The organism is Ferrovibrio sp., from assembly GCF_019636075.1.
Taxonomy (GTDB): domain Bacteria; phylum Pseudomonadota; class Alphaproteobacteria; order Ferrovibrionales; family Ferrovibrionaceae; genus Ferrovibrio.
Window position 1 is genome coordinate 77,416 of the sequence record NZ_JAHBYG010000005.1, and the last position, 22,904, is coordinate 100,319.

Annotated in this window: 22 protein-coding genes; 8 read left to right on the plus strand and 14 right to left on the minus strand. The window is 60.2% G+C overall.

The annotated features are described in order from the left end of the window. The 6 genes from KF827_RS03910 to KF827_RS03935 are packed head-to-tail and all read right to left on the minus strand — an operon-like array spanning nucleotide 1 to nucleotide 7,472. Nucleotides 1-2,268, minus strand: coding sequence for a xanthine dehydrogenase family protein molybdopterin-binding subunit (locus KF827_RS03910; RefSeq protein WP_291000446.1), 2,268 nt, complete (start codon nucleotides 2,266-2,268; stop codon nucleotides 1-3). Then, complete coding sequence (locus KF827_RS03915; protein WP_291000453.1) at nucleotides 2,265-2,765, minus strand: (2Fe-2S)-binding protein; 501 nt, start codon at nucleotides 2,763-2,765, stop codon at nucleotides 2,265-2,267. Before KF827_RS03915 ends, KF827_RS03910 begins: the two co-directional genes overlap by 4 nt. Further along, entirely contained in the window at nucleotides 2,762-3,619 is an 858-nt protein-coding gene (locus KF827_RS03920) for an FAD binding domain-containing protein (protein WP_291000456.1), read from the minus strand. The genes KF827_RS03915 and KF827_RS03920 overlap by 4 nt, the downstream gene beginning before the upstream one ends. Then, nucleotides 3,619-6,024, minus strand: a complete 2,406-nt coding sequence (locus KF827_RS03925) for a xanthine dehydrogenase family protein molybdopterin-binding subunit (protein ID WP_291000459.1) — start codon at nucleotides 6,022-6,024, stop codon at nucleotides 3,619-3,621. The genes KF827_RS03920 and KF827_RS03925 overlap by 1 nt, the downstream gene beginning before the upstream one ends. Next, on the minus strand, nucleotides 6,021-6,512 hold the full coding sequence (locus KF827_RS03930; RefSeq protein WP_291000463.1) for a (2Fe-2S)-binding protein: 492 nt from the start codon (nucleotides 6,510-6,512) through the stop codon (nucleotides 6,021-6,023). Before KF827_RS03930 ends, KF827_RS03925 begins: the two co-directional genes overlap by 4 nt. Nucleotides 6,513-6,572: 60 nt before the next feature. Beyond that, complete coding sequence (locus KF827_RS03935; protein ID WP_291000468.1) at nucleotides 6,573-7,472, minus strand: xanthine dehydrogenase family protein subunit M; 900 nt, start codon at nucleotides 7,470-7,472, stop codon at nucleotides 6,573-6,575. A gap of 213 nt (nucleotides 7,473-7,685) precedes the next feature. Between KF827_RS03935 and KF827_RS03940 the strand changes: the two genes are divergently transcribed. The 8 genes from KF827_RS03940 to KF827_RS03975 all read left to right on the plus strand — a co-directional run bounded on the left by KF827_RS03940 (nucleotide 7,686) and on the right by KF827_RS03975 (nucleotide 14,987). Further along, on the plus strand, nucleotides 7,686-8,543 hold the full coding sequence (locus tag KF827_RS03940; protein ID WP_291000471.1) for a GntR family transcriptional regulator: 858 nt from the start codon (nucleotides 7,686-7,688) through the stop codon (nucleotides 8,541-8,543). Continuing rightward, the gene (locus KF827_RS03945) at nucleotides 8,540-10,036 is read left to right on the plus strand and encodes an amidase (RefSeq protein WP_291000473.1); all 1,497 of its coding nucleotides are present in this window, start codon (nucleotides 8,540-8,542) and stop codon (nucleotides 10,034-10,036) included. The genes KF827_RS03940 and KF827_RS03945 overlap by 4 nt, the downstream gene beginning before the upstream one ends. Continuing rightward, on the plus strand, nucleotides 10,026-11,051 hold the full coding sequence (locus tag KF827_RS03950; protein WP_291000475.1) for a hypothetical protein: 1,026 nt from the start codon (nucleotides 10,026-10,028) through the stop codon (nucleotides 11,049-11,051). Before KF827_RS03945 ends, KF827_RS03950 begins: the two co-directional genes overlap by 11 nt. Nucleotides 11,052-11,134: 83 nt before the next feature. Beyond that, entirely contained in the window at nucleotides 11,135-12,265 is a 1,131-nt protein-coding gene (locus tag KF827_RS03955; RefSeq protein ID WP_291000482.1) for an aromatic ring-hydroxylating dioxygenase subunit alpha, read from the plus strand. 16 nt (nucleotides 12,266-12,281) lie between these two features. Then, complete coding sequence (locus KF827_RS03960) at nucleotides 12,282-13,109, plus strand: ABC transporter ATP-binding protein (RefSeq protein ID WP_291000485.1); 828 nt, start codon at nucleotides 12,282-12,284, stop codon at nucleotides 13,107-13,109. Then, entirely contained in the window at nucleotides 13,106-13,945 is an 840-nt protein-coding gene (locus KF827_RS03965; protein WP_291000487.1) for an ABC transporter permease, read from the plus strand. Before KF827_RS03960 ends, KF827_RS03965 begins: the two co-directional genes overlap by 4 nt. A 37-nt stretch (nucleotides 13,946-13,982) precedes the next feature. After that, nucleotides 13,983-14,324: an antibiotic biosynthesis monooxygenase family protein gene (locus KF827_RS03970; protein ID WP_291000490.1), complete on the plus strand. Its 342-nt coding sequence runs from the start codon at nucleotides 13,983-13,985 to the stop codon at nucleotides 14,322-14,324. 15 nt (nucleotides 14,325-14,339) lie between these two features. Beyond that, nucleotides 14,340-14,987, plus strand: a complete 648-nt coding sequence (locus KF827_RS03975) for a nicotinamidase (RefSeq protein ID WP_291000493.1) — start codon at nucleotides 14,340-14,342, stop codon at nucleotides 14,985-14,987. Here KF827_RS03975 and KF827_RS03980 read toward each other — a convergent pair. The 8 genes from KF827_RS03980 to KF827_RS04015 are packed head-to-tail and all read right to left on the minus strand — an operon-like array spanning nucleotide 14,984 to nucleotide 22,903. Next, on the minus strand, nucleotides 14,984-16,414 hold the full coding sequence (locus tag KF827_RS03980) for a mandelate racemase (RefSeq protein ID WP_291000496.1): 1,431 nt from the start codon (nucleotides 16,412-16,414) through the stop codon (nucleotides 14,984-14,986). The genes KF827_RS03975 and KF827_RS03980 overlap by 4 nt on opposite strands. Then, entirely contained in the window at nucleotides 16,411-17,253 is an 843-nt protein-coding gene (locus KF827_RS03985) for a sugar phosphate isomerase/epimerase family protein (protein ID WP_291000499.1), read from the minus strand. The genes KF827_RS03980 and KF827_RS03985 overlap by 4 nt, the downstream gene beginning before the upstream one ends. 6 nt (nucleotides 17,254-17,259) lie before the next feature. Beyond that, entirely contained in the window at nucleotides 17,260-18,039 is a 780-nt protein-coding gene (locus KF827_RS03990; protein ID WP_291000502.1) for an ABC transporter ATP-binding protein, read from the minus strand. Nucleotides 18,040-18,072: 33 nt separating this feature from the next. After that, nucleotides 18,073-19,086: an ABC transporter substrate-binding protein gene (locus tag KF827_RS03995; protein ID WP_291000505.1), complete on the minus strand. Its 1,014-nt coding sequence runs from the start codon at nucleotides 19,084-19,086 to the stop codon at nucleotides 18,073-18,075. Between the two features lie 38 nt (nucleotides 19,087-19,124). Further along, nucleotides 19,125-19,895 (minus strand): ABC transporter permease, encoded by a 771-nt coding sequence (locus KF827_RS04000; RefSeq protein WP_291000509.1) that lies wholly within the window; start codon nucleotides 19,893-19,895, stop codon nucleotides 19,125-19,127. Next, nucleotides 19,895-20,992: a dihydrodipicolinate synthase family protein gene (locus KF827_RS04005; RefSeq protein ID WP_291000512.1), complete on the minus strand. Its 1,098-nt coding sequence runs from the start codon at nucleotides 20,990-20,992 to the stop codon at nucleotides 19,895-19,897. Before KF827_RS04005 ends, KF827_RS04000 begins: the two co-directional genes overlap by 1 nt. A gap of 8 nt (nucleotides 20,993-21,000) precedes the next feature. Then, entirely contained in the window at nucleotides 21,001-21,858 is an 858-nt protein-coding gene (locus tag KF827_RS04010; protein ID WP_291000515.1) for a GNAT family N-acetyltransferase, read from the minus strand. Beyond that, nucleotides 21,845-22,903, minus strand: a complete 1,059-nt coding sequence (locus KF827_RS04015) for an NAD(P)-dependent oxidoreductase (protein WP_291000518.1) — start codon at nucleotides 22,901-22,903, stop codon at nucleotides 21,845-21,847. The genes KF827_RS04010 and KF827_RS04015 overlap by 14 nt, the downstream gene beginning before the upstream one ends. Nucleotide 22,904 lies beyond the last annotated feature (1 nt).

The window sequence follows — 22,904 nt, forward strand, 5'->3', positions numbered from 1 at the left end:
TCAGGCTGGGCCGCGCAACATATTGCGCAGACGTTGCGGAGTGATCGGCAGAGTTTTCACGGCTTCGGGCTTTTGCAGGGCATCGGCAACGGCAGAGGCGATTGCCGCGCCCACGCCAGTGCAACCGCCCTCGCCTGCGCCCTTGATACCAAGCGGATTGAGCGGACTGGGCGCATCTTCGGTGACCAGGATATCCAGCGCCGGCACTTCATGCAGGGTGGGAATCAAATAATCCGCGAAGGTGACCGACAATGGTTCGCCGCGCTCGTCGTAACGGAATTCCTCATACAACGCGCCGCCCAGACCCTGTGCGAAACCGCCGGCAATCTGGCCTTCCACCATGGCCGGATTGACCGCACGACCCACATCATAGGCCACCAGATAGCTTTCCACCTTGGTGAGGCAGGTTTCGGCATCCAGGCAAACCTGGGCCAGGTGCACGCCATAGGGATAGGTCATGTGGTCGGTATGGAACCAGCCTTCACTATGCAAAGCATCGGGCATCTGCACTGCCAGATCGCGCAATGATATCGAAGGCCCATGGCCACCCTCACGCGCCGACACGATACTATCCCGGATCAGCAGGCTGGCAACCGGCAGCTGCAGCAGGTCGGCCGCTGCCTTCATGATGGTTTCGCGCAGCAAAATCGCCGCCTGATGGGTGGCATTGCCGGTAAGCACCGTGGCGCGCGAAGCATGCGCGCCGATGCCATAGGGAATGCGATCGGTCTGGCCATGGATCACGCGGATGCTGCGATAATCCACCCCCAGAGTATCGGCGGCAATCTGCGCCAGCGCGGTTTCCACACCCTGGCCCAGCGAAGCAGAGCCGGTAACGATTTCGATTCCGCCATCGGGCAGCACGCCGATCCGCGCGCCATCCTTGGGGCCAAGACCGCTTTTTTCCACGAACATGCAGATGCCAAGCCCTACATATTCGCCCTTGGCACGGCGCGCCTGTATGGCAGCTTGCCGGCCCCGCCAATCGAATCGCTTCAGCGCCTTGTCCAACAAACCGGCATAATCGCCTGAATCCAGCACCACATCGGTGCCCAGCGCACCGAGGCCGCGGGCATAGGGCATGGCATCCTTTGGCACCAGATTGCGCTGCCGCACTATGATGGGATCCAGCCCCAATCGGCCTGCCACCGCATCCATCAGCCGCTCGCGAACGAAGCTGCCCTCGTAGCGGCCCGGCGAACGATAGGTAGCGGCCGGCGTCTTGTTGGTCAGCCGCATATGGCCTTTGGCGCGATAGGCAGGGATACGGTAAGGCCCCGGTAACATGCCGATGGTGAGGTCGACCACGCGCGCACCATGGGTGCGGATATAGGCGCCTTGATCGTGGAAGAACTCGTCTTCCAGGCCCAGCACCACGCCATCCTTGTCGATCGCGGCGCGGATATGATGTTCCTGCTCGCGCGAATGATTGGCGGCCATCAGATGTTCACGACGATCCTCGATCCATTTCACCGGCCGGCCCAGGCGCAGGGCAGCCAAGCAAACCAGAAAATCCTCCGGATACAATTCGCCGCGTATACCGAAACCGCCGCCGACATGGCCTTCATGCAGATGCAGATGAGCATGATCTCGGCCGAAAAACCGCGCCATGGCTTCCTGATTGCGATGCGGCACCTTGGCAGCGCCATGCAATTCCAGAATATCATTGGCGGCATCATAGCGACCGATGGCGCCACGGGTTTCCAGCGGCACGCCGGAATGCCGCCCGATCTTGAGAGTGAGCTCGATCACCGCATGGGCCCGGGCAAAGGCCGCGGCGATATCGCCATAGCCCTGCTCCAGCATGATGGGTTCGGTTTGCAGGCCCGGCGCGAATTCGCCTAGCGGACCACTGGCGTCCAGCGTAACCGGGTATTCGTCATACTCGATCTCGATCAACTCGGCAGCATCTTCCGCGATATAGGCATCGGTGGCGAAAATCGCCACCACCGGCTCGCCGATATAACGTACGCGTTCGCGCGCCAGTATGGTCTGGCGATAGGGCGCCAGCGCGGTTGCCGCCGGATCGCGGAAATCGATCGGCGGCAAATCGGCAATATCATCACCGGCCCAGATCGCTACCACGCCAGGCAACGCCTTGGCCGCATCCAGATGCATCGCAGCGATACGGCCATGAGCGCAAGTTGCACGCGCAATCCGCATGTAAAGCTGGCCCTCGAATACCATGTCGCCGGCAAACCGCCCGCATCCGGTCAGCAGCGGACGATCCTCCAACCGGGTGACGCGCCTGCCGAGCACGGCATTCATGGCGCGCCCTCCCCGCTTCGCTTCGGTGCCTGATCGCGCGCATCAAGCGCCGAAGCAATCGCCTTCTGGATATTGCCATAGCCGGTGCAGCGGCAGAGGTTGGACGACAGCAAAGCCTGCAATTCTGCTTCCGTGGGCTTCGCACCAGACTCCCACAGCGCCGCCCCCAGCATCAGAAACCCCGGTGTGCAAAAACCGCATTGCAGGGCATGATGTTCCATGAAGGCCTGCTGCAAGGGATGCAGTTCATCGCCATCGGCCAGGCCCTCCACGGTGCGGATATCCGCCCCCTGGGCCTGAATGCCGAAGACCAGGCAAGAGCGCACGGGCTTGCCATCCAGCAGGATCGTACAGGCGCCGCACACTCCATGTTCGCAGCCGATATGCGTGCCGGTAAGGCCGCAATCTTCGCGCAGCACATCGGCCAGTATCTTGCGCGGTTCCGCTTCCACCGCGCAATCGCGGCCATTCACCTGCAAATGATAGGGCTGCTTCATGCCAGGCTCCGCAGTAAGGCGCGGTGGCAGACCGCACGCGCGATATCGCAGCGCAGGCCGGCATCCACCTGCCCATCGGTAAGCGGGTCGATGGCATTGGCCGCTGCCTCGGCTGCCGCGCGAAAAGCCGCATCGCTGGGCACTTCGCCATTCAGGCAGGCTTCCGCATCGGCCAGGCGGCGCGGATGCGGCTCGGCGCCGGCCAGCACGATGCGGGCATCCTGCATGCGGCCATCCTGCAAACGATAGATCGCCAGCGCAGCGCCCAACGCAAAATCCCCGGCACGCCGGCTGGTTTCATAAAAACCATGGCGGGCGTCGGCAGGCAGGCGCGGCAGGGTGAGGCCGGTAAGCATTTCATCGGCTTCCAGCGCCGTGGTCATGATACCGAAAAAAAATTCCGAAGCTTCAAGCTCGCGCAACGCACCGGATTTTTCTATCCGCATCCGCGCGCCAAGTGCCGTGGCCGTCATGCACCACTCGGATGCCGGATCGGCATTGGCCAGGCTGCCGCAGAATGTGCCCCGGCTGCGGATCGGCGCATGACCGATGGCAGCGGCAACATCGGCCAGCAATCGCCCGGTGGGGCCAGGTTCGATCGGCTTTTCAAAAGCCGCATGGCGCGCAATGGCGCCGATATAGATGGCATCGCCACGCAAATCTATGCCATGCAGACCGGGAATGCGGTTGATATCGATCAGATGCCCGGGTCGCGCCAAGCGGAAGGCCATCATGGGAATCAGGCTTTGCCCACCTGCCAGGATACGCGCATCCTCGGGTTCGTAGTGCGCCAGTAGATCGAGCGCCTCCTGCTTGGAAGCCGGCGCATGATAATGGAAGGGCGCAACCTTCATCAGCGCATACCGGCAGCCAACGGAGCAGGATTCGCATCTGCGTTTTGCCGCGCAGCCTCGATCAGCGACAGGATTTCCTGCGGCGCAATCGGCGCTTGACAGATGCGAACACCGAACGGTGATAGCGCATCCTCAATAGCCGATGCAATGGCGGCCGGAGTTGGGATCACACCCGCCTCGCCCACGCCTTTCAGGCCGAGCGGATTGAGGGGGGTGGGCGAACTACGATGCAGCAAGCTGACTTCAGGCATCTCGCCCGCCCCCACCAATAGATACTCGCCGTAATTGGTGGTGACCGGCTGAGCCTGATCATCGAATCCCATGCGCTCGAACAGGGCATTGCCCAGGCCATGGGCTATGCCGCCCATGAGTTGGCCATCAACGATCATGGGATTGATCTGTTGGCCGCAATCATGCGACAGGATCAGTCGATGTACGCGCACATCGCCGGTTTCGACATCCACTTCCACTTCGGCAACTGCCGCGCCATTGGTATAGGCCATGGCGTCCTGCGTGAAATATTCCGTCGCCTCAAGCCCGGCGCTCACCCCAGGCGGCAGCACATAACCCGGCAGACCGGCTACGGCCTGGGCGATTTCACCAAAGCTCATGCCGCGTTCCGGATCATTGGCAACGAAAACGCGGCCATCGGCAACGGCCAATTCCTCTTCCACCGCATTGAAACGGTGGCCAACGATCTTGATCATCTTCTCGCGGATCGCCTTGGCCGCCAGATGTGCCGATGAGCCGGCCATCACGGTCTGACGGCTATTGAAACCGCCGATGCCAAGCGCGATACGTGCGGTGTCTCCGGTGATCGCCTCGATCTGCTGCATGCTTACGCCAAGCTGATCTGCCACAAGCTGGGCCAGCATGGATTTCGTGCTCTGGCCCATGGCGGCAGCGCCGGTCATCACACTGATACGGCCAGTGATATCCACCCGCACAGTGGCTGGTTCGAACGGTCCGCGCCCAGTGGCTTCCACGAAATTGGCCAGGCCCAGGCCGATATAGCGTCCCTCCGCCAGAGCTGCGCGCTGGCGCGCCTTGAAGCCATCCCAATCCGCTGCACGCAACACATCGGCCTGAGCGGCAGGCAGATCGCCGCTATCCAGCACCACATCAATGCCGCCGCGCGTGACGATGGGCTTGGAACGCGGCATATCCTCGGCTCGCACCAAATTGCGCCGTCGCACTTCAGCGCGATCCAGGCCCATTTCCTGCGCCACTACATCGAGTAGCCGTTCCATGGCAAAGGCGCCCTGCGGCTGGCCAGCGCCGCGTACCGGCGTAACCGGCACTTTGTTGGTAACCGCCAACTTGATATTCAGGTCATAGGCAGGAACTTCGTATGGCATCACGACCGTATGGGCCGAACCATAAGCCACGTTCAATCCGCGCGCGGTATAGGCACCATGATCATGCAGCATCTCGCCGCGCAGGCCGAGAATACGGGCCTGGTCATCCACCGCGATTTCCATCGACCAATATTGATCGCGCTCCTGCGTGGTGGCGATGAAATTCTCGCGGCGATCTTCCACCCATTTCACCGGCCGCTTCAGCAGCAATGCGGCGCAAGACACCACCACATCCTCGGGGTAGAAAATCAGCTTAGGGCCGAAACCGCCGCCCACATCCGGCGTTATCACACGCAAACCGGTTTCCGGGCGCCCCAGAATCTTTGCCAATTGCTGCATGGCGGCATGGGGTGCCTGGGTAGAGCTGTAAAGCGTGAGATGATCCTGCACATCATCGTAGATCGCCACATCGCCACGGCATTCCATCGAATGACCGCCGCCGCGATGCACCCATAAATCCGCGCGACTGATATGGGCGGCTTTGGCAAAGGCTTGCTCGATATCGCCGAACTCCGTGCGCAACTCGGCCACCAGATTATGTGGCTGATCGGCGTGCGACAGATCGGCGCCCGGCTGCAAGGCGGCGCGGCAATCGGCCACGGCCGGCAGCGGATCGTAATCCACTTCGATCAACGCCAGCGCATCTTCAGCGATATAACGACTGTCGGCCACCACGGCGGCAATCGGCTCACCGACATGGCGCACTTCGCCATCGGCCAATGCCGGACGATGGAGATCCAGTTTGAAATGCGGACTGGGCAGCGCCACCACCAAATACGGCGTGGTAAGCAGAGGCTTCAGATCGTCCAGGGTCAACACCGCATGCACGCCCGGCAGGGCACGCGCCGCCGCGCAATCTATGCGTTCGATGCGGGCATGGGCAAAGCCGCTACGCAGAAAGGCAACATGCAGCATGCCGGGCAGATTGATATCATCGATGAAGCGCGCCGTGCCGCGCAGCAACGCCTTATCCTCTAGGCGCGGCATGGATTTGCCGATCAGGCTGCCAGCCTTAGAACCGCCTGCATTCATGCCGGCTGCGCTCATCCCGGCACCCCTTCGCGCAGCTTTTTCGCTGCCTGCAGGGTGGCATCCACGATGCTGTTATAGCCTGTGCAGCGGCAGAGATTGCCGGATATCGCCTCGCGCACCTGAGCTGCGCTGGGATCTGGGTTATCGCGCAACAATTCGGTCAGCGTGGTGAGCATGCCGGGAGTACAGAAGCCGCATTGCAGCGCATGCTGTTCCTGGAAGGCGATTTGCAGCGGATGCATCTGCTCTGCATTCGGCGCCAGGCCTTCCACCGTGGTGATTGCATGGCCATTCGCCTGTACCGCCAGCATCAGGCAGGAGCGCGCCGAACGGCCATCCAGCAATATCGTGCAGGCGCCGCATACTCCGTGTTCGCAACCCAGATGAGTGCCGGTGAGGCGTAGATTCTGACGCAGGAAATCGGCCAGCGTGAGGCGCACCTCCACATCGGCCGCGACAGCACGGCCATTCACCGTGAGACTGATGCTGCGGGTTTCGCTCATGTGGCGGCCTTTTTCATGCAATCCACCTCAACTCCACCCCATCATGTCGCCCGCGCTTCATCATGCAGCCCGGTGCTGCGCATGGCGCGGCAGCGGTTGACCGGTGGCGCGAGCATAGGCGGTTTCCAGCGCACGGCGCAGCAGAGTTTTCGCCAATTGCCGGCGATATGTGGCAGTGATCAGCGCATCTTCCATGGCATCTATATCACCGCAGGCCTCGGCCATCGTTGCGAACACAGCCGGCGATCCCGCCTTGCCGATCAATTCGGCAGCGATCGCATCCAACTTCAGCGGCACGGCGCCTACGCCACCCAATGCCAACGAAGCCTGGCTTATGCGGCCCGATGCATCGGCGCGCAGCAAAACACCTGCGGAAACAATGGCAAAATCGCCATGGCGGCGGGCATATTCAATAAAGCAATAACCGCTTTCCGCCGGCCAGAGCGGATAACGCACAGCCACCAGCATCTCCTCTGGCGCCAGGCAGGTTGTCATGTAATCCAGCGCGAATTCGGCAAAGGCGGCGGTACGTTGGCCTTGCGGGCCGGCAATAACCAACTCTGCGCCATAGATTGCCGCCACGGCGGCCATTTCAGCAGCCGGATCCAGATGGCAGAGCGAGCCGCCCAAAGTGCCGCGATTGCGGGTCTGGCGATGCCCCACCTGCAATATCGCCTCGCGCAACAATGGACAGGCCTCAGCGATCAGCGGCGAAAACTCGATATCGCGCTGACGCGTGAGCGCACCGATCTCCAGCATCATTCCTTCGCGGCGGATATAGGCCAGATCAGTGATGCCGTTGATATCCACCACATGATCGGGTTGGGCGAAGCGCATATTCAGCATCGGCATCAGCGACTGTCCGCCGGCCAGCACACGCGCATTCTCCAGCCGGCCCAGCAATTGCAAGGCTTCATTGAGGCTGCTTGGCGCGTGATAAGCGAAGGGTGGTGGCTTCATGGCAATTCCGGCGTGTGCCGCACAATGCCTGGCAGGCGCTTGAACGATTTGTCGACGGGGCGAGGCATGATTTCCGTTGCAACAGCCCTAATTTCTGTATACACATACATACGACAGGATGTAAGGACATTACAACAAGAATCGTCGGGAATAAAAAATTCCCGCAACAAGCAGGACCAGCCCGCCCCAAATTTGCAGAGATCTGAAACCGTCGTGACCCTAGAGCAAGCCGATTTCACCCCCGAAACCGACACCGAAGCCACCCGGATGACTCACTCTACGCTGCTGAACATGCAGGACATGCCCGCTCTGGAAGCGAAAAGCTATGTTCCGCTCTATGCGCAGCTGGCCGAACGCTTCGCCACGGTGATCCGGCGCTCGCATGCCTCGCTGGTGGGGGCGCCGCTGCCTTCCGAGGCGGAATGCACGGATTATTTCAAGGTAAGCCGCCCCACTGTGCGCCAGGCGATGGCGCAATTGCTGAATGAAGGCCTTATCCTGCGCGGTCGCGGCAAAGGCACCTTCGTGGCGCCGCAACGCATCAACCACGATCTCAGCCACGCCTTTGAAGACGAAATGCGCGTAGCGCAGCGCGCCGTGGCATTTGAATTGCTGGACCGCATGGATATCGAAGCGCCGGATACGGTGGCGCAGGCGTTGCGGTTGCAGCCTGGTGCGAAAGTTGAACGCATTCGTCGCCTTCGCCTGCTGGAAGGCAAGGTTTTCGGCTATGAAGAACGCTATGTGGCCGCCGAACGCGCCCGGCTTATTTCCGATGCCGCATTGAATGAAAAGGCGATCGTTTCGCTGATCCGCGATTTTGCCAAGGAAGCGCCCACGCGCTTTTCGCTGACGATTTCCAGCGTGCGCGCCAATGCCGAATATGCCAGGCTGCTGGATGTGCCGCGCGGTGCGCCGCTGCTTTCCAGCCAACACACGTATTTCCTCGCCTCCGGCGAACCCGCCCTGCACGGTATCGTGCTGTTCCATGGCGAGAATTATCAATTCACGGTGCAAACCGAAATCCGGCCGATAGATGCCGCCTCCGGCGAGAGGAACATGGCCGGATGAATCACGCGGCGGCAAAACCCAATCGCACGATAACAGCAGGCAATGCTGCTGAAAATCTGCCGTTGATCGGCGATATCGTTGCGGGCTATGCCGCCGGGATTTCATCGCCCGAAGTGGTGTTGGAATTCTTTCTCGAGCGCATCGCCGCCATTGATGGCGAGTTGAACAGCTTTGTTTGCGTTGATGCGGAACGCGCCCGCGTGGCAGCGGCCGAATCCGCCGCGCGCTGGCGGCAAAATCGCCCGCTGAGCGATATCGACGGTGTGCCGATCTCGGTGAAGGACATGTTCGATGTGCCTGGCTTGCCCGCGCGGCGCGGCTCGCTCACCACCTCGGCTGAACCGGTGCAATCCTGCGCCCCTGCCGTGGAGCGCCTGCTCAATGCCGGTGCGGTTATCGTCGGCCTCACCACCACAGCGGAATATGGCGGCGCACCCGTCACCATCAGCCCGCTCACTGGCATCACCCGCAATGCCTGGAACCCGCAGCATACGGCCGGCGGTTCGTCGGGCGGCGCAGCGGTTTCGGTCGCGGCCGGTTTGTGTTCGGCAGCACTCGCCAGCGATACCGGTGGCTCGATCCGCATTCCGTCCGCTTTCAATGGCGTAGTGGGCCTTAAACCCACCGGCGGCCGCATCCCCACCGATCCAGCCAGCGTATTGCGCACCATGGGCTGTCCCGGCCCGATGGCCCGCAGTGTGGCCGATTGCGCGCGGCTTTATGCTGTTCTGGCCGACCCATCCTACGGCGCGCCCGACCCAACCTGCCCCGCGCCCAATCAAAGCCTGCCATTGGATATCAGCCAGGTGCGCTTTGTGGCATCGCGCAGCCTGGGCTATGCCGCTTTCCTGGATGAAGAGGTAACCACAGCCTTCGATCGCGCCATTGCGCTGCTGCGTGCGCGCGGCGCCTCTGTGCGCGAAGTGGAGCCGGATTTGCGCGATCCGATCGGCTTGTTTCAAACCTATACGCGCGCCAATTACGCCTCGATCTTCGCGGACCTGGACGAAGCCGGCATTGCCAAACTGAGCGGCAATGTACGCGATGCGCGTGCAGCCGGCGCCTCGATCACCGCTGTGCAACTGCTGGCCGCCGCCCGTGGCCGCGAGACCTTGGCCAAGGCCTTGCAGGATATGCTTGGGCCGCATGATATCCTGTTGACGCCGATGGTTGCCGTGTCGGCCTTTGCCGCTGAAAGTTTTGTACCGGATCATCCGGCCACCAAGCATAATCCGCGTGCCTGGAGCCCGTTTGGCTACATCTTCAACCTCACCGAACAGCCGGCCCTGACCATGCCGATGGGGCTGAGCCCACAAGGCTTGCCGCTCGGCCTGCAACTGGTGGCGGGAAAATGGCACGAAGCCATGCTGCTGCATGTGGCCGAGCAGATGGAAAGCCTGCTGCAATTCGATAATACCCCGCCGATAAAGCGCGGCAGCAGTAAGATTGCCAGGGACTCAACCAATCCGGAGGGTATCGGCTATGGCAAATGATCGGCTTCGGCCCGAATTGTTCAGCGCAGCCCAGGCCTTCCTGGTCGATTACCTGAATTACAAAGGCAGCGAACAACTTGTGATCACCGGCGACACCGCCGGCGACCAGGCCGTGATCGAAGCGCTGAACGCTGCCGCCATTGCCGCCGGCGGGCGCCCTCTGGTGATCATCATTCCGCAATTGCCGTATCAGGGCAAACTGGCCGATCCTTATCTGCAGCCCGCTTTGGGCGCGGCCGTGAACATGGCCGATCTATGGGTGGATGTAACCTTCCCATACATCGCCGGATCGGATTTGCATGCCGCCTGCATGAAGCAGAATCGCACGCGCTACATGCTGGCCAGCGACATGAATGCCGATGCGCTGCTGCGCCTGTTCGGCAGCAGCATGGATGAATATTTCCCATTGCAGGATGCGCTGGATCGCAAACTCGCCGCCGCCGTGGGCAAGGCCGTGCGTATCACCAGTGCGCTGGGTACCGATGTAAGCTTCACATTGGACAAGCCGCATTCCACCCGCCCACGCCGCGCCGAAAAACCCGGCATGTACACCATTCCCGGTTCCTGCTCGCTGAACCCCGAGTTGGAAAGCGTAAAGGGCCGCATCGTGGTGGAAACCGTATTCCACGAATATTACACGCCGCTGAAAGAGCCGATCACCATTGAGGTGGATGGCCGCATTCAGCGCGTGAGCGGCGGCGGCGCCGAACGGGCAATTCTGGAACGCGCGCTGATCCGCGCCGGTGGTGGCCAGTATGGCTATATCATCCACTTCACCCAAGGCCTGCATCCCCATGCGCGCTTTACCGGCCGCTGTTTTGTCGACGACATGCGCGTATCGGGCTGCGATGCCGTGGGTATGGGCTTACCCTGGTGGGTGCCTGGCGGCGGCGAAAATCACCCCGACGCAGTGATGACCATGCAATCGGTATGGCTGGATGGCGCCTTGATCGTGGATCAGGGCAACATCGTGGATGCCGATACCATCGCTGCGCAAAAAACCAAGGCGGCATGAAAGCTGCAAGATTTTTTTACAGGCAATCGAAGAGCATAGTGACGGAACCTAGCCAGAGATAAATTCCAACCCGGAAGACAGCCATGAACGACATGCCCCAATTGAGTAAGGACTTTACCGAAACGCGCCGCGAATTGTCGCAGGCCAGGCATGCATTGCCTAAAATCTATTCGGATCCGGAAATCTACAAGCAGGAAAAAGACCGCATCTTCATGCGCGAATGGCTGTTCGTAGCCCGCGAAGAAGAAGTTGAAAAACCCGGCGACTACATGACGCTGCGGATTTTCGACGAACCGCTACTGCTGTCGCGCGACAAGGAAGGCGTACTGCGCGCCTTTGCCAATGTTTGCGCGCATCGCGGCGTGGAAGTAGCAGAAGGCAGCGGCAAGGCCGATTTTTTCAAATGCCCCTACCATGGCTGGACCTACAAGCTGGATGGCAAGCTGCTAGGCGCCCCGCTGATGGTGGATAACAGCACCTTCGATCGCCCGAACTGCCAATTGCCGCCGATTCATCTGGGCAATTGGGGCGGCAACATCTTCGTGAACTTCTCGAAGGATCCGCAGCCTTTCGAGGATTTCATCAAGCCCTATCGTGAACAATGGGATTATCTCGGCCATGATCGCTGCCGCATGGCAGTGAAAATTCCGGTAGAGCTGAATTGCAACTGGAAATTCGCCGTAGAGAATCTGCTGGACATCTATCATGTGAAAGTGCTGCACGCAGGCACCTTCGGCGCCAAATTCAACGCCAGCAAGGAAAACATCAAACTCGATCCAGGCGGCGTGGTGAGTTACTACTACAAATCCGCGCCAGCCACTCCGGATGGCATCAGCCTGTTTGGCCGCATGCCCTGGATATCGGATCGCGGCGACGATCTTGGCTGCACCTTCCGCATGCCGCCCAATACCCACATGTTCGCGCGCATCGATGGCATCCGCTATCTGGTGATCTGGCCCACCTCGGTGGATACCTGCAAGCTGTATTGCTACCACATTTATCCCAGCGAGCACTTTTCGCTACCGGACTTCGCCGAACGCGCCAAGGTTTATGCCGATTTCCAGATCACGGTTCTGGAAGAAGACCGCGGCATGATGGTGTCGCTGCAGAAGGCGATGTCTTCGCGCAACTACCTGCCCGGCCCGATGGCCGGCGTGGAAGCCACTATCCACCACGTGATCAACGACTATCTTGAACGCATGGGTTTTGAATGAAAGCGGGAATAACACAATGCGTGCGGAAACCAGCATGAGCGGCGCGTCGGGAACAATCATGGCAGCCGAACAGCCGGTGCATGTGAAATTGCGCGGCGTTTACAAGACCTATAATTCCAAGCGTGGCGATATTCACGCCCTGGACAATATCAATCTCGATATCCGCGAAGGTGAATTCCTCAGCTTGCTTGGCCCATCGGGTTGCGGCAAATCCACTTTGCTGCGCTGCCTGGCCGGCCTGGAAAAAATTTCTGGCGGCGGCGTGCAGGTGCATGGCAAGGATATAGACGGCCCGCCGGAAAATATGGGCATCGTGTTCCAACGCGACATGCTGCTCGACTGGCGCACTGTGCTGGAAAACGTGTTGTTGCCGCTGGAATTCCGTCGGTTGCCGAAGCAGGAGTATATCGAGCCGGCGCTGAAATTGCTGGAAACCTTCGGCCTGCGCCGTTCGGCCGACCGCTATCCGTGGGAATTGTCGGGCGGCATGCGCCAGCGTGCAGCGATCTGCCGCGCCTTGCTGGATGATCCTTCTCTGTTGCTGATGGATGAACCCTTCGGTGCGCTGGATGCCATCACGCGCGATAACTTGAATATCGAATTGCAGCGCATCTGGACACAAACCAACAAGACCATTCTGTTCATCACGCATAGCATCAATGAAGCCATCCTGCTTTCGAGCCGCGTTGCGGTAATGGCACGCGATCCGGGCCGTATCGAGGAGATCGTGGAGATCGATTTGCCGCGCCCGCGCACGCTTGCCATGCGCGAAAGCCCTGACTTCATTCGCTATTCGGCGCATGTTCGCGCGATCTTCGAACGCCTGGGGACCTTCATCGGATGACCACGCAAACACCCGCTCAGCAACCCGAAACCTCACGCGAAGACGGCAGCTTCCTGCGCTGGTGGAAGCAAAGCTCTCGCCTGCGCTTCTTTCTGGTGTTTTCCATCCTTGTGCTTACGGCTTGGGAATGGCTGTGTTCGGTCACCGGCGTACGGCCCTATATTTTTCCCGCACCAAGCCAGGTGTTCAAGGAACTGATCAACGATCCGCAATGGCTGGCGGCACATACCGCCTATTCGGTTTCGGCCACTCTCATCGCCTTCGCCATCTCTGTGGTGCTGGGCCTGATTCTCTCGGTGGGTATCGTTTACTCCCGCCTGCTGGATCGCACGCTGTTCACCACGCTGGTGGCCACCAATGCGATACCGAAAGTGGCCATTGCTCCGCTTTTCGTGCTGTGGATCGGCACCGATATCGAATCGAAAGTGCTAATCGCCGTTCTGGTTTCCATTTTTCCGATGGTGGTGGACAGCGTGGTGGGGCTGCGCTCTGTGGATCCTGGCATGCTGGATCTGGCCCGCACCTATCGCGGCACGGCCTTGCAGATGTTTTGGAAAATTCGTTTCCCCAACGCCCTGCCAAGCATTTTTGCCGGCATGAAGGTTGCCATCTCGCTCAGCCTGGTGGGCACCATTGTCGGTGAATTCGTCGGCTCGAATTGGGGCCTTGGCTTTGTCATCCTGCAATCGCAAGGGCAATACAATACGCCCCGTGTATTCGCCGCGATCCTGGTGCTCTCCATCCTGGGCACCTTGATGTTCCAAATCGTCGACATGATCGAGCGTCGCGCCATGCCCTGGCATGTGTCGCATCGCAACCGGCATGACGAAGATTAATCCTTAGCCACCGCTTCGCAAAGAAAGGACGCGACAGATGGGCAATCCTCCCTTGGCCGAAAAAGGCAACTTCATCCATATCTATGATTTTCGGGTGAAGCCGGGCAGCTCGGCCGAGTTCATCAAGCGCTTCACCGAATTCGACCAGGCCGAAGATAATCCGATGCATCATTCGGCCGGCCAGGTAAAGGACGGCATCCTCTGCCAGGATGAAAACGATCCCGATCATTTCTATCTGCTGGCAGAATGGCGCGACAAGGAAGAGCACCGCCGCATCCGTAAGTGGCTGGTGGAAAATATGCGCCCCGCCTTCCTGGACCTGGTGCTGGACCTCGACAAGGGTTCCTACGTGCCGGTCTATGCCGACGTGGTGCTGTAAAAGCAGGCCATAAGCATGATGAGCAGCCCCACCCCGATTGCCATCACCGAAACCGACATTCTCGTTGTCGTGGATGTGCAAAACGACTTCTGCACCGGCAGCCTGGCGATACCCGACGCGGAAGCCATTGTGCCGGTACTGAATCGGGTGGGGCGGCTTTTTCGCCATGTTGTGTTGACGCAGGATTGGCATCCGCAAGGCCACATTTCCTTCGCCAGCAGCCATGCCGGAGCCAAGCCGGGAGACATGGTGAAGGTAGCCTATGGCGACCAAAAGGTGTTTGCCGATCATTGCATGGTGAACAGTTGGGGTGCGGAAATGCATCCGGCGCTCGATCTACCCAATACCGAACTGATCATCCGCAAGGGCTTTCGCCGCGATATCGATTCCTTCTCCGCCTTCGTGGAGAATGACAAAACCACCACCACCGGCCTGGCCGGCTATCTGCGCAGCCGAGGCTTCGAGCGGGTTTTCCTGGCCGGCTTGGCGCTTTATGGCTGCGTGCGCTTCTCGGCACTGGATGCCCGCAAAGCCGGCTTTCCCGCTTTCATCATCGATGATGCCTCGCGTTCGCGGCCCGATCCGGGCAACGCGGCGCTATCCGATGAACTTGCCGCCGCCGGCGTAGGCCGGCTGCAATCGGGCGATCTGCGCGTCGCCTAAGGATAGATCATCGGTTCGAGTTGGCCGAAATCCGGCGTCGGCACCGCACCGAATCCCACACAATCCAGCGACGCCATTTGCAGCTTGCCACCTTCTATGCGCAACCGTACCTTGCCGCCATGCCGACGATAAAGATCGGGATGTGCAGCCAAGAAGGCATCGGCCTCGCTAGCCGGGCGCTCGCAGAAACCATCCACGAAATGGTGGCCGTTGCGCTCCACATGGCCAAGCCCAAGCAGATTGACCAACACCAGATCCTGCTGCAGAGACAAACCGGCATGCACGGTAAGATCTTCCGCCGACATGAAATAATGCTTGGCTGATTGCTCGGCATTCCAAAGCTGGCAACGGGCGCGATTGATTACCGACTTGTAGAAGCCTTTGCAGACCTTCGATGATACGCCGTTATAACCCATGGCCTTGGCACGCACGAAGGAATCGATCTCGCCATCGGACTCATCGATGATCAGAGGCTTCACCGCCGTGAAGCTTTCCACCGGCGTGCCAAGCGCGGTCTGGCGCATGATCGGCTGCTCTACGAACAGCGTCGACTCACGCAGCCGCTGCAAAGCCGGTTCGGCTTCCATGGCACGCCAAAAATCCAGCGCCGCTTCTGCATTCTCATACTGCTCGTTGCCGTCGATAGTGGCGAAATATGGCCCATCCAAGCGATCAAGCACAGTGGCGATTCGCGACAGGCGCTCGATATCGGCCGCCCGATTGCCGCCGATCTTCAGTTTGAAATAGCGATGGCCATAGGCCGCAATCACCTCTTCCAGAGTTTCCGGCAGACCATCATTCACTCGATCAGACGGCGTTTGATCGGCAGCTACCAGCGGATCGACCAGCCCCACGGTATGGCGCGCATCCATGCTGGGCGCAGGCTGCAAGCCCGCCAGGAATGCATCGAAATCGAAACCGGACATATCCGGAATAATGGCATGAGGCCGCAAACCCGGCAGGTTGGCACGCATCGCTGTGTAAAAACTGAGGCCTTCCAGGCGCAAAATAGCATCGAGGATGCCGCGATCCAGCAAGGCTGGGCCATAACTGGAAACCAGCGGCAGCAGGCCGCGTTGGGCACAGGCCGCCACCTGACCAGCATAATGATCGGCAAAGAAACCGAACGGCGTGTTGGGCCCGCTGGCCAGATAGGCTTCCGTTGCAAGCTTGAGCGACAAGCGCAACTGGTCCAGACCCTGCTGATCGCTCAACGCCGGATTCTTATCGAACCATTTGCCTCCAAGCGATTCTGAAGCATAGCCCCAGCCTTCACGGCCATCGGCCATGCGGATGCGCAGCCGAACCACCGCCTGCCGGCCATGGGTGTTGGTAACGCCGCCGAAGCGGAAAGGCATGCGCAATGCAAAAGCGCGCTCGAAAGCCTCAACGGCCAGCACGGTAATCCTCGGAGCATTCCTGGTCATGCTGTTGCCTCCATCAATCCATGCAGATAGCCGATGCTGCGCGCCGCGCAGCCCAGACCATCGGGAACATATTCAAACGGCTCCACCGCAATCCAGCCGGTATAGCCATGGCGTTTCAACGCGGCAATCAACGGAGCGAAATCATCATCGCCCTGGCCCGGGCCGCGCTTGTTGCTGTCGTTCACCTGGATATGCGCAATCAGCCCGCTGGGCAGATGACGGTCAATCAAATCCGGCAGCGGCAGCGTTTCCATCTGCCGTGCAGCAAGACAATCTATCATGCTGCGCAGGGCCGGATTGCCGATGACAGCAACGATCCGGCCGGCTTCTTCCAGGGTATTGATATAATTCGCCAGCGGCGCGGCCAATGGCTCCAGGCAATATATCACGCCTGCCTGACGCGCCTGTTCGGCAACCGCCGCAAAAATCTCCTGCGCATGGTCACGTGCCGCCTCAACGCTATACTCGGGCAAACGCCGCTGTGCCGGCGAGCCATGCACCAGCACATCGCCGCCCAGCGCTGCGCACATATCCACCAGCCGCAGCATAACATCGCGCGTCTTGCCACGCGTAACGGGATCGGACGCTGTAAGCGAGAGCCCATCGGGCTTTACCAGCAGCCAATGCAGGCCGGAAATACGCATGCCAACATCCTCGGCCATGCGGCGATATTCGGCGAGACGCGATGGCGGCAGCAGATGCGGCGCTTCATCCAGCGTAAAGGGCGCCACTTCGAGGCCCTGATAGCCCAGACTTGCAGCCAACGCGGCCTGCGCGGCAAAATCCCGCCGCAGACCGCGATCCTGAGCGATCACTTCATTGCAGAGCGCCAGCTTCACCGGGCCTCACATCGTCTTGCGGCCGGTAAGCTTCTCGAAGATTTCCAGCGAAAGCTGGCCGGCCTCGGCAGTGGCCCGCACTTGTACGGTGCGCGGACGCGGCAGATCGATCGGCTTGATTTCGGCAATGCGACCGGGCCGCGCCGACATCACCACCACACGATCCGCCATGAACACCGCTTCCTGGATGGAATGGGTAACGAAGATGATGGTCTTGCGGGTTTCCGAGCTTTCGCCCCAGACCCGCAGCAATTCCAGATTCATATCGTCGCGCGTCATGGCGTCCAGCGCGCCGAAGGGCTCATCCATCAACAGCAGAGGCGGATCGAGCAGCAACGCACGGCAGAGCGAAGCGCGCTGCTGCATGCCGCCGGAGAGTTCGTTGGGCCGCTTCTGCGCAAAATCCTGCAAGCCGGTGAGGCGCAAAAGGTCGTAGGCCCGGTCGTGGTATTTCTTGGGATTGAGCCCGGCAAGCTCGGCCGGCAGCAGCACGTTATCCAGAATGCTGCGCCATTTCAGCAGCACCGAGGCCTGAAACACCATGCCGACCGCATCAATGGGTTTGGTCACCTGCTGGCCATTCACCACCACGCTGCCGCGCGTGGCCGGACGCAACCCGGCAATGATACGCAACAAAGTGGATTTTCCGCAGCCGGAAGGCCCCACCAGCGCCACGAATTCGCCGCGCTTGACGCTGAGCGAAATATCGCTCAGCGCCTCCACGGGGCCACTATCGGCCTGATAAATCATGCCGACACGATCGAGCTGTATCACCTGGTCACTCAAAACGGATCCTCCTCTCGACCGTGTCGGCACGCATCACTTGAAGCTGGCCGGAACGGCCACCTTGGTCAGGAACTCGTTGCTGTAGACATCGTCGCAACCGACCTTCTTGGACAGACCCATATAGGTGTTCACCAAGTCGACCGAGTTGCACATCTTCTTGGAATCCATGTAGCCGATGCCATTCTCACGATAGGTGGTGGAATTCATCAGGGTGAGGCCCAGCTTCATGTTCGCCGAAACATAAGGCACATCGATTTCCGGCACGCGCTTCTTGAAGATCGCCACCGCGCCTTCAGGATCGGCCATCACATCGCGCCACCCCATATAGGAAGCTTCAAGGAAAGCCTTCAGGGCCTTACCGCGCTCCTTCATGGTCTTTTCGCTGGCCATGATCGACATGGAATACATGTCGAAGCCGAAATCCGCCCAGGGCATGGTCACAGCCGTGCCGGGGCCGCCCATCGCCTTGTCGTAATTCGGCAAGCCGGTGAGATAATCGGCCACGGCATCCACGCGTTTCTCGCTTACGGCGGCAATTTTAGCAGTGGGTTCGATATTCACCCAGGTAACCTTGTTGACATCCACGCCATGCAGCTTGGCGAAGGCCGGCCAGACCTGGCGCTGGCTGTCGCCCGGAGGCGCGGCAATGGTGCGGCCTTCCAGATCCTTGGGCTTGCGGATCGGGGTATCCTGGCGGCTGAACACGTTCAGCGGGGTCTTGTCGAAGATCATGCCCACGGTCTTGATCTTGGCACCGCGCGACACGGCGGCAATCACCACGGCGGCATCGGCCAGGCCGGCATCCGCACGGCCGGTATCCACCTTGGCAATCGAATCACCCGAACCCTTGGAATTCTCGAGCGTGACATCCAGGCCACGCTGGCTGTAATAGCCCTTATCCAGCGCCACCCAATAAGCCGCATGGTCGCCCACTGGGAACCAGTTGAGAGCGAACAAGAACTTTTCCTGTGCCTGCGCGGCCTGACCGCCCATGAGAGCGAACGAAGCCGAAAGCAGAGCACCAAGCAAGATTTTACGCCGTTTCATTTGGAACCTCCTGTCAGAATGTTTGCGTTTTACTCAAATCACTGATGGTCCGGATTGTTGGCCCAGGGCGTGAGAATGCGCGTCAGCATCGCCACGATGCCGAACACGATCAGGCCGGTGATGGAAATCCAGAACAGCGCGGCGAACGCCACCGATGTGTTCATGCTGCTCTGGGTGGCGATGATCACATAGCCGAGGCCGCGTTGCGAGGCGACGAATTCCCCTACGATGGCGCCCACCACCGCAGATGTGGCGGTGATCTTCAGCGCGCTGAGGATATAAGGATACGCATTTGGAATGCGTATTTTGGCAAAGACCTTCCATTTCGGCGCATTGAACACACGACCGAGATCGATCAGATCGGATTCGATCTGCGAAAGGCCCACGGCTGTGTTGATCACCACTGGGAAAAAGCCGATCAGTGCGCCGATCAGCATATTCGGCAGGATGCCATAGCCCATCCAGATCAGGAAAAGCGGCGCAATCGCCACCTTCGGCAAGGTGTTGACGAAAACCAGGAAGGGCAGCAGCGCACGCGAGATCAGCGGCGACCAGGCAATCATGGTGCCGAGCAACACGCCGGCTACGGCAGCGATGGTGAAGGCGCCGAAGATTTCCACCGCCGTCACCCAGATATGGCGGCTCCAGGGAATATCGTCGCCGGTCAGCGCGGCATAAACCTGGGCCGGGCTGGGCAGAAGATATTCACGGACCTCCAGCACCGACACGGCGAACTGCCACAGCACCAGAAGCAGTGCGAATAACGACAGCGCCGGCAGGCGTTCGAGAACCCATTTCACGCGTTTCATCAAGCTGCCTCCTCGCGCAGGGCGGTGTTGCGGTCGCCGCTCAGCCAGCGCTGCAGATTGGCTGCAACAAAGGCGTCGTCGGTGAGATGCGGATAAGCTAGGCTCACCCGGGTCAACTCCTCGGCCTGGCCGGGGCTCAGGCCTTCATTGGGATCGAGACACCAGATGCCTTTGAGCAGGCCCTGGCGGTGCAGTATTTCGTGGCAACCGGCGATACAGCCATGGAAAGCATGGGCCACATCGAACAGCGCGCTGTTGCAATCGGTCACCTGGGAATCCAGTGCCAACAGATCGGCGCTCACGGCCGGCTTTGCGGCCTCTTCCTGGCATCGCTTGAGCAGCCTTGCTGCTGCCTGCACCCATACCGACCAATGGCCGAGCAAACCGCCTTTGATACGCAGGGTTACCGGCTTGCCGTCGCGCATCAACCGATAGGGATTCACCAGATCGGCCACGATATGATCATCATTGCCGGTATAGAGCGTGACGCGATCTTCCGCCTTCGCTGCCAGCACGCCACGCACCACATCCAGCGTGGCATAGCGATTGAACGGAGCCATCTTGATCGCCACTACATTTTCAATGCTGGCAAAACGGCGCCAGAAATCGAAAGAAAGACGAATGCCGCCCACCGAAGGCTGTAGATAAAAGCCCACCAGCGGCATCTGCCGGGAGACCGCCGTGCAATGTTCGATCAATTCATCCTCGCTGGCGCCTTTCATGGCAGCCAGGCTGAGCAGGCCAGCATGATATTCCAGGCCATGCGCTATCTGCGCCTCGCGGCAGGCCTGTTCGGTACGCCCGGCCAGGCCGGCAATCCGCACCAATGGCCTATCGGTCCAGGCAGCCGCGGTTTCAGCGCTCAGTTTCAGCACAGGCTCGTAAAGCCCGACCTCACGGATAGCGAATTGCGTGGTATGCACGCCAACGGCCAGGCCGCCAGCGCCAGCATCCACGTAATAACGGCTGAGAGCGCTCATCCGCACAGGATCGAACTGGCGCTTTTCATCCAATGCCAGGGGATGCGCCGGGATGATGGTGCCTTGACGCAACAGCGTCAGCACTGCCTCCGGGATATCGCTCCAATGCTTTGCCATAAGCCGCCTCAGCCCAGTTCCGGACCAGCGGCGGCAAAATACCGCGCCGGGTCGCCAAAATGTTTGGTATTGCCGCGCACCATGCGCTCGAAATCCCGTTGCCGTTGAAAGCCCAACCGTTGCATCTCAGCCACCATGGCGGATTGATCGTCGAATATGTCGATGAAAACCGGACCATCGATCCGCGCCAGCATGCCATGCAACAAACGGATCGCCGCCTCCGCATCGGGCGCCAGAAGCGGGCCGATCGACGTGGCATTGCGGCCGGAACGCGCCAACACAAAACCATCCTGCCCCGGCAGGCCGAGGGCCGGCCGATCGCCACGCATCAGCAAATCGCGTAGCACGAAATCGCGCGGCGCACCGAACACAACACCATCCAATGGCGTTATCCAGGTCAGGTCATCGACAGTCAGATTGCGCAACCCGGCACCCGACGCAACGGCGGAGTTGCCGGTATGCTGCCAGCGCGTCATCCGCCGCACGGTTTCAAATCCCAGCGGACGATAAACCTGCGCACCGGCCGCCGTGGCATCCAGAGCCGCCTCGTTGCCGCGTGCGGAAAGCCAGGCGATGCAATCGGCCATCAGCCTGCTGGCCAATCCCTTGCGGCGCTGGCTGGCGCTGACCAGCACCATGCTGATCCAGGCCACCGTAGGCCCGAACGGCATGGCCAGCGCGGAACTTACCAAAGCGTCGCCTGCATCATTGCCTTGCGTAACAATGCCAATGGCATGGCCGTGACGCACCATCATGCGCCAATCGGCTGCAACCTGATTCCATTGCGCCTCGTCCGACAGGCGCTGTGCGGCTGGCACATGCGCCTCGGTCAGAGCGATACGGACAATGGCTTCAGTAGGCGCCATCACGATTCTCGAATTTGGTGGGCTTGTTCAGGCCGGGGCGATTGGCGGCCACCCAATCGGCCACCCAATCCAGCATTAATTTCAACGGCACCAGCGGATAGCCGAATTGCCGCATGGCTTCGGCGGCATTGTTCAGCCAAGCGGTGGGCGCCGGGCTGCCCGTGAAGCCAACCTCCTTGCCAAGCCGCTTGCCGAATTCCTCGGCCAGCCAGCGCACCGCCAGGGTTTCCGGGCCGCTGATATTGATCGGCGTTGTGGGTGCCGTGGCATGGGCCAGCGCAAGCAAGGCGTAGCGATTGGAATCGCCCTGCCAGATCACATTCACATGGCCCGTCGTGAGATCCACCGGCTGGCCATCGCGCACCTTCACGGCGATATCGTAAAGCACGCCATACCGCAGATCGATGGCATAATTCAGGCGGATCAGCTTGCCTGGCGTGCCGTGGCGCGCGGAAAAATGCTGAAACAGCCTTTCGCGGCCCACACAGGAATTGGCGTATTCCCCTGGCGGCGTGAGCGGCATGTCTTCGGTGGCGCCGATCTGGTCCAACCCCACAAAGGGATAAACGCAGCCGGTGGAAAACGCCACGATGCGCGATTGAACGAAAGTTTCCGCCACAAGGCCAGGCAGATAGGTGTTCAGCGCCCAGGTGGCAGGCAGATCACCGCCGGAGCCGAATTTCATACCCGCCATGAAAACGATATTCTTCGCTTTCGGCAGGGCTTCCAGCGCCGCGCGATCGGTCAGGTCGCAGGCGATGGTTTCGATGCCCCAGCTTTGCAATTGCTCGCGCAAGCCGGCTTCGCTGAATCGGGCCACGCCGATCACGCGCTTTTCCGGAGCCGCACGTTTGGCCATATGCGCGAGCGACGGCCCCATCTTGCCGCCCACGCCCAACACCATGATATCGCCATCCAGCTTCTGCAATTGCTGCTGCAAGACGATATCGGGCCGCGACAAGACCTCTTCCAAAGTTTCGTTATCGACAATGGTGGCGGGCCAACCGATGGCTGCCTGCATGGCCGAGGCTTTTTCCTGCTTCATG

Excerpts from the sequence above, each read along its gene's own strand:
- KF827_RS03910 (WP_291000446.1), bottom strand. The coding sequence starts at position 2,268 with ATGAATGCCGTGCTCGGCAGGCGCGTCACCCGGTTGGAGGATCGTCCG.
- KF827_RS03915 (WP_291000453.1), bottom strand. The coding sequence starts at position 2,765 with ATGAAGCAGCCCTATCATTTGCAGGTGAATGGCCGCGATTGCGCGGTG.
- KF827_RS03920 (WP_291000456.1), bottom strand. The coding sequence starts at position 3,619 with ATGAAGGTTGCGCCCTTCCATTATCATGCGCCGGCTTCCAAGCAGGAG.
- KF827_RS03925 (WP_291000459.1), bottom strand. The coding sequence starts at position 6,024 with ATGAGCGCAGCCGGCATGAATGCAGGCGGTTCTAAGGCTGGCAGCCTG.
- KF827_RS03930 (WP_291000463.1), bottom strand. The coding sequence starts at position 6,512 with ATGAGCGAAACCCGCAGCATCAGTCTCACGGTGAATGGCCGTGCTGTC.
- KF827_RS03935 (WP_291000468.1), bottom strand. The coding sequence starts at position 7,472 with ATGAAGCCACCACCCTTCGCTTATCACGCGCCAAGCAGCCTCAATGAA.
- KF827_RS03945 (WP_291000473.1), top strand. The coding sequence starts at position 8,540 with ATGAATCACGCGGCGGCAAAACCCAATCGCACGATAACAGCAGGCAAT.
- KF827_RS03950 (WP_291000475.1), top strand. The coding sequence starts at position 10,026 with ATGGCAAATGATCGGCTTCGGCCCGAATTGTTCAGCGCAGCCCAGGCC.
- KF827_RS03955 (WP_291000482.1), top strand. The coding sequence starts at position 11,135 with ATGAACGACATGCCCCAATTGAGTAAGGACTTTACCGAAACGCGCCGC.
- KF827_RS03960 (WP_291000485.1), top strand. The coding sequence starts at position 12,282 with ATGCGTGCGGAAACCAGCATGAGCGGCGCGTCGGGAACAATCATGGCA.
- KF827_RS03965 (WP_291000487.1), top strand. The coding sequence starts at position 13,106 with ATGACCACGCAAACACCCGCTCAGCAACCCGAAACCTCACGCGAAGAC.
- KF827_RS03970 (WP_291000490.1), top strand. The coding sequence starts at position 13,983 with ATGGGCAATCCTCCCTTGGCCGAAAAAGGCAACTTCATCCATATCTAT.
- KF827_RS03975 (WP_291000493.1), top strand. The coding sequence starts at position 14,340 with ATGATGAGCAGCCCCACCCCGATTGCCATCACCGAAACCGACATTCTC.
- KF827_RS03980 (WP_291000496.1), bottom strand. The coding sequence starts at position 16,414 with ATGACCAGGAATGCTCCGAGGATTACCGTGCTGGCCGTTGAGGCTTTC.
- KF827_RS03995 (WP_291000505.1), bottom strand. The coding sequence starts at position 19,086 with ATGAAACGGCGTAAAATCTTGCTTGGTGCTCTGCTTTCGGCTTCGTTC.
- KF827_RS04000 (WP_291000509.1), bottom strand. The coding sequence starts at position 19,895 with ATGAAACGCGTGAAATGGGTTCTCGAACGCCTGCCGGCGCTGTCGTTA.
- KF827_RS04005 (WP_291000512.1), bottom strand. The coding sequence starts at position 20,992 with ATGGCAAAGCATTGGAGCGATATCCCGGAGGCAGTGCTGACGCTGTTG.
- KF827_RS04010 (WP_291000515.1), bottom strand. The coding sequence starts at position 21,858 with ATGGCGCCTACTGAAGCCATTGTCCGTATCGCTCTGACCGAGGCGCAT.
- KF827_RS04015 (WP_291000518.1), bottom strand. The coding sequence starts at position 22,903 with ATGAAGCAGGAAAAAGCCTCGGCCATGCAGGCAGCCATCGGTTGGCCC.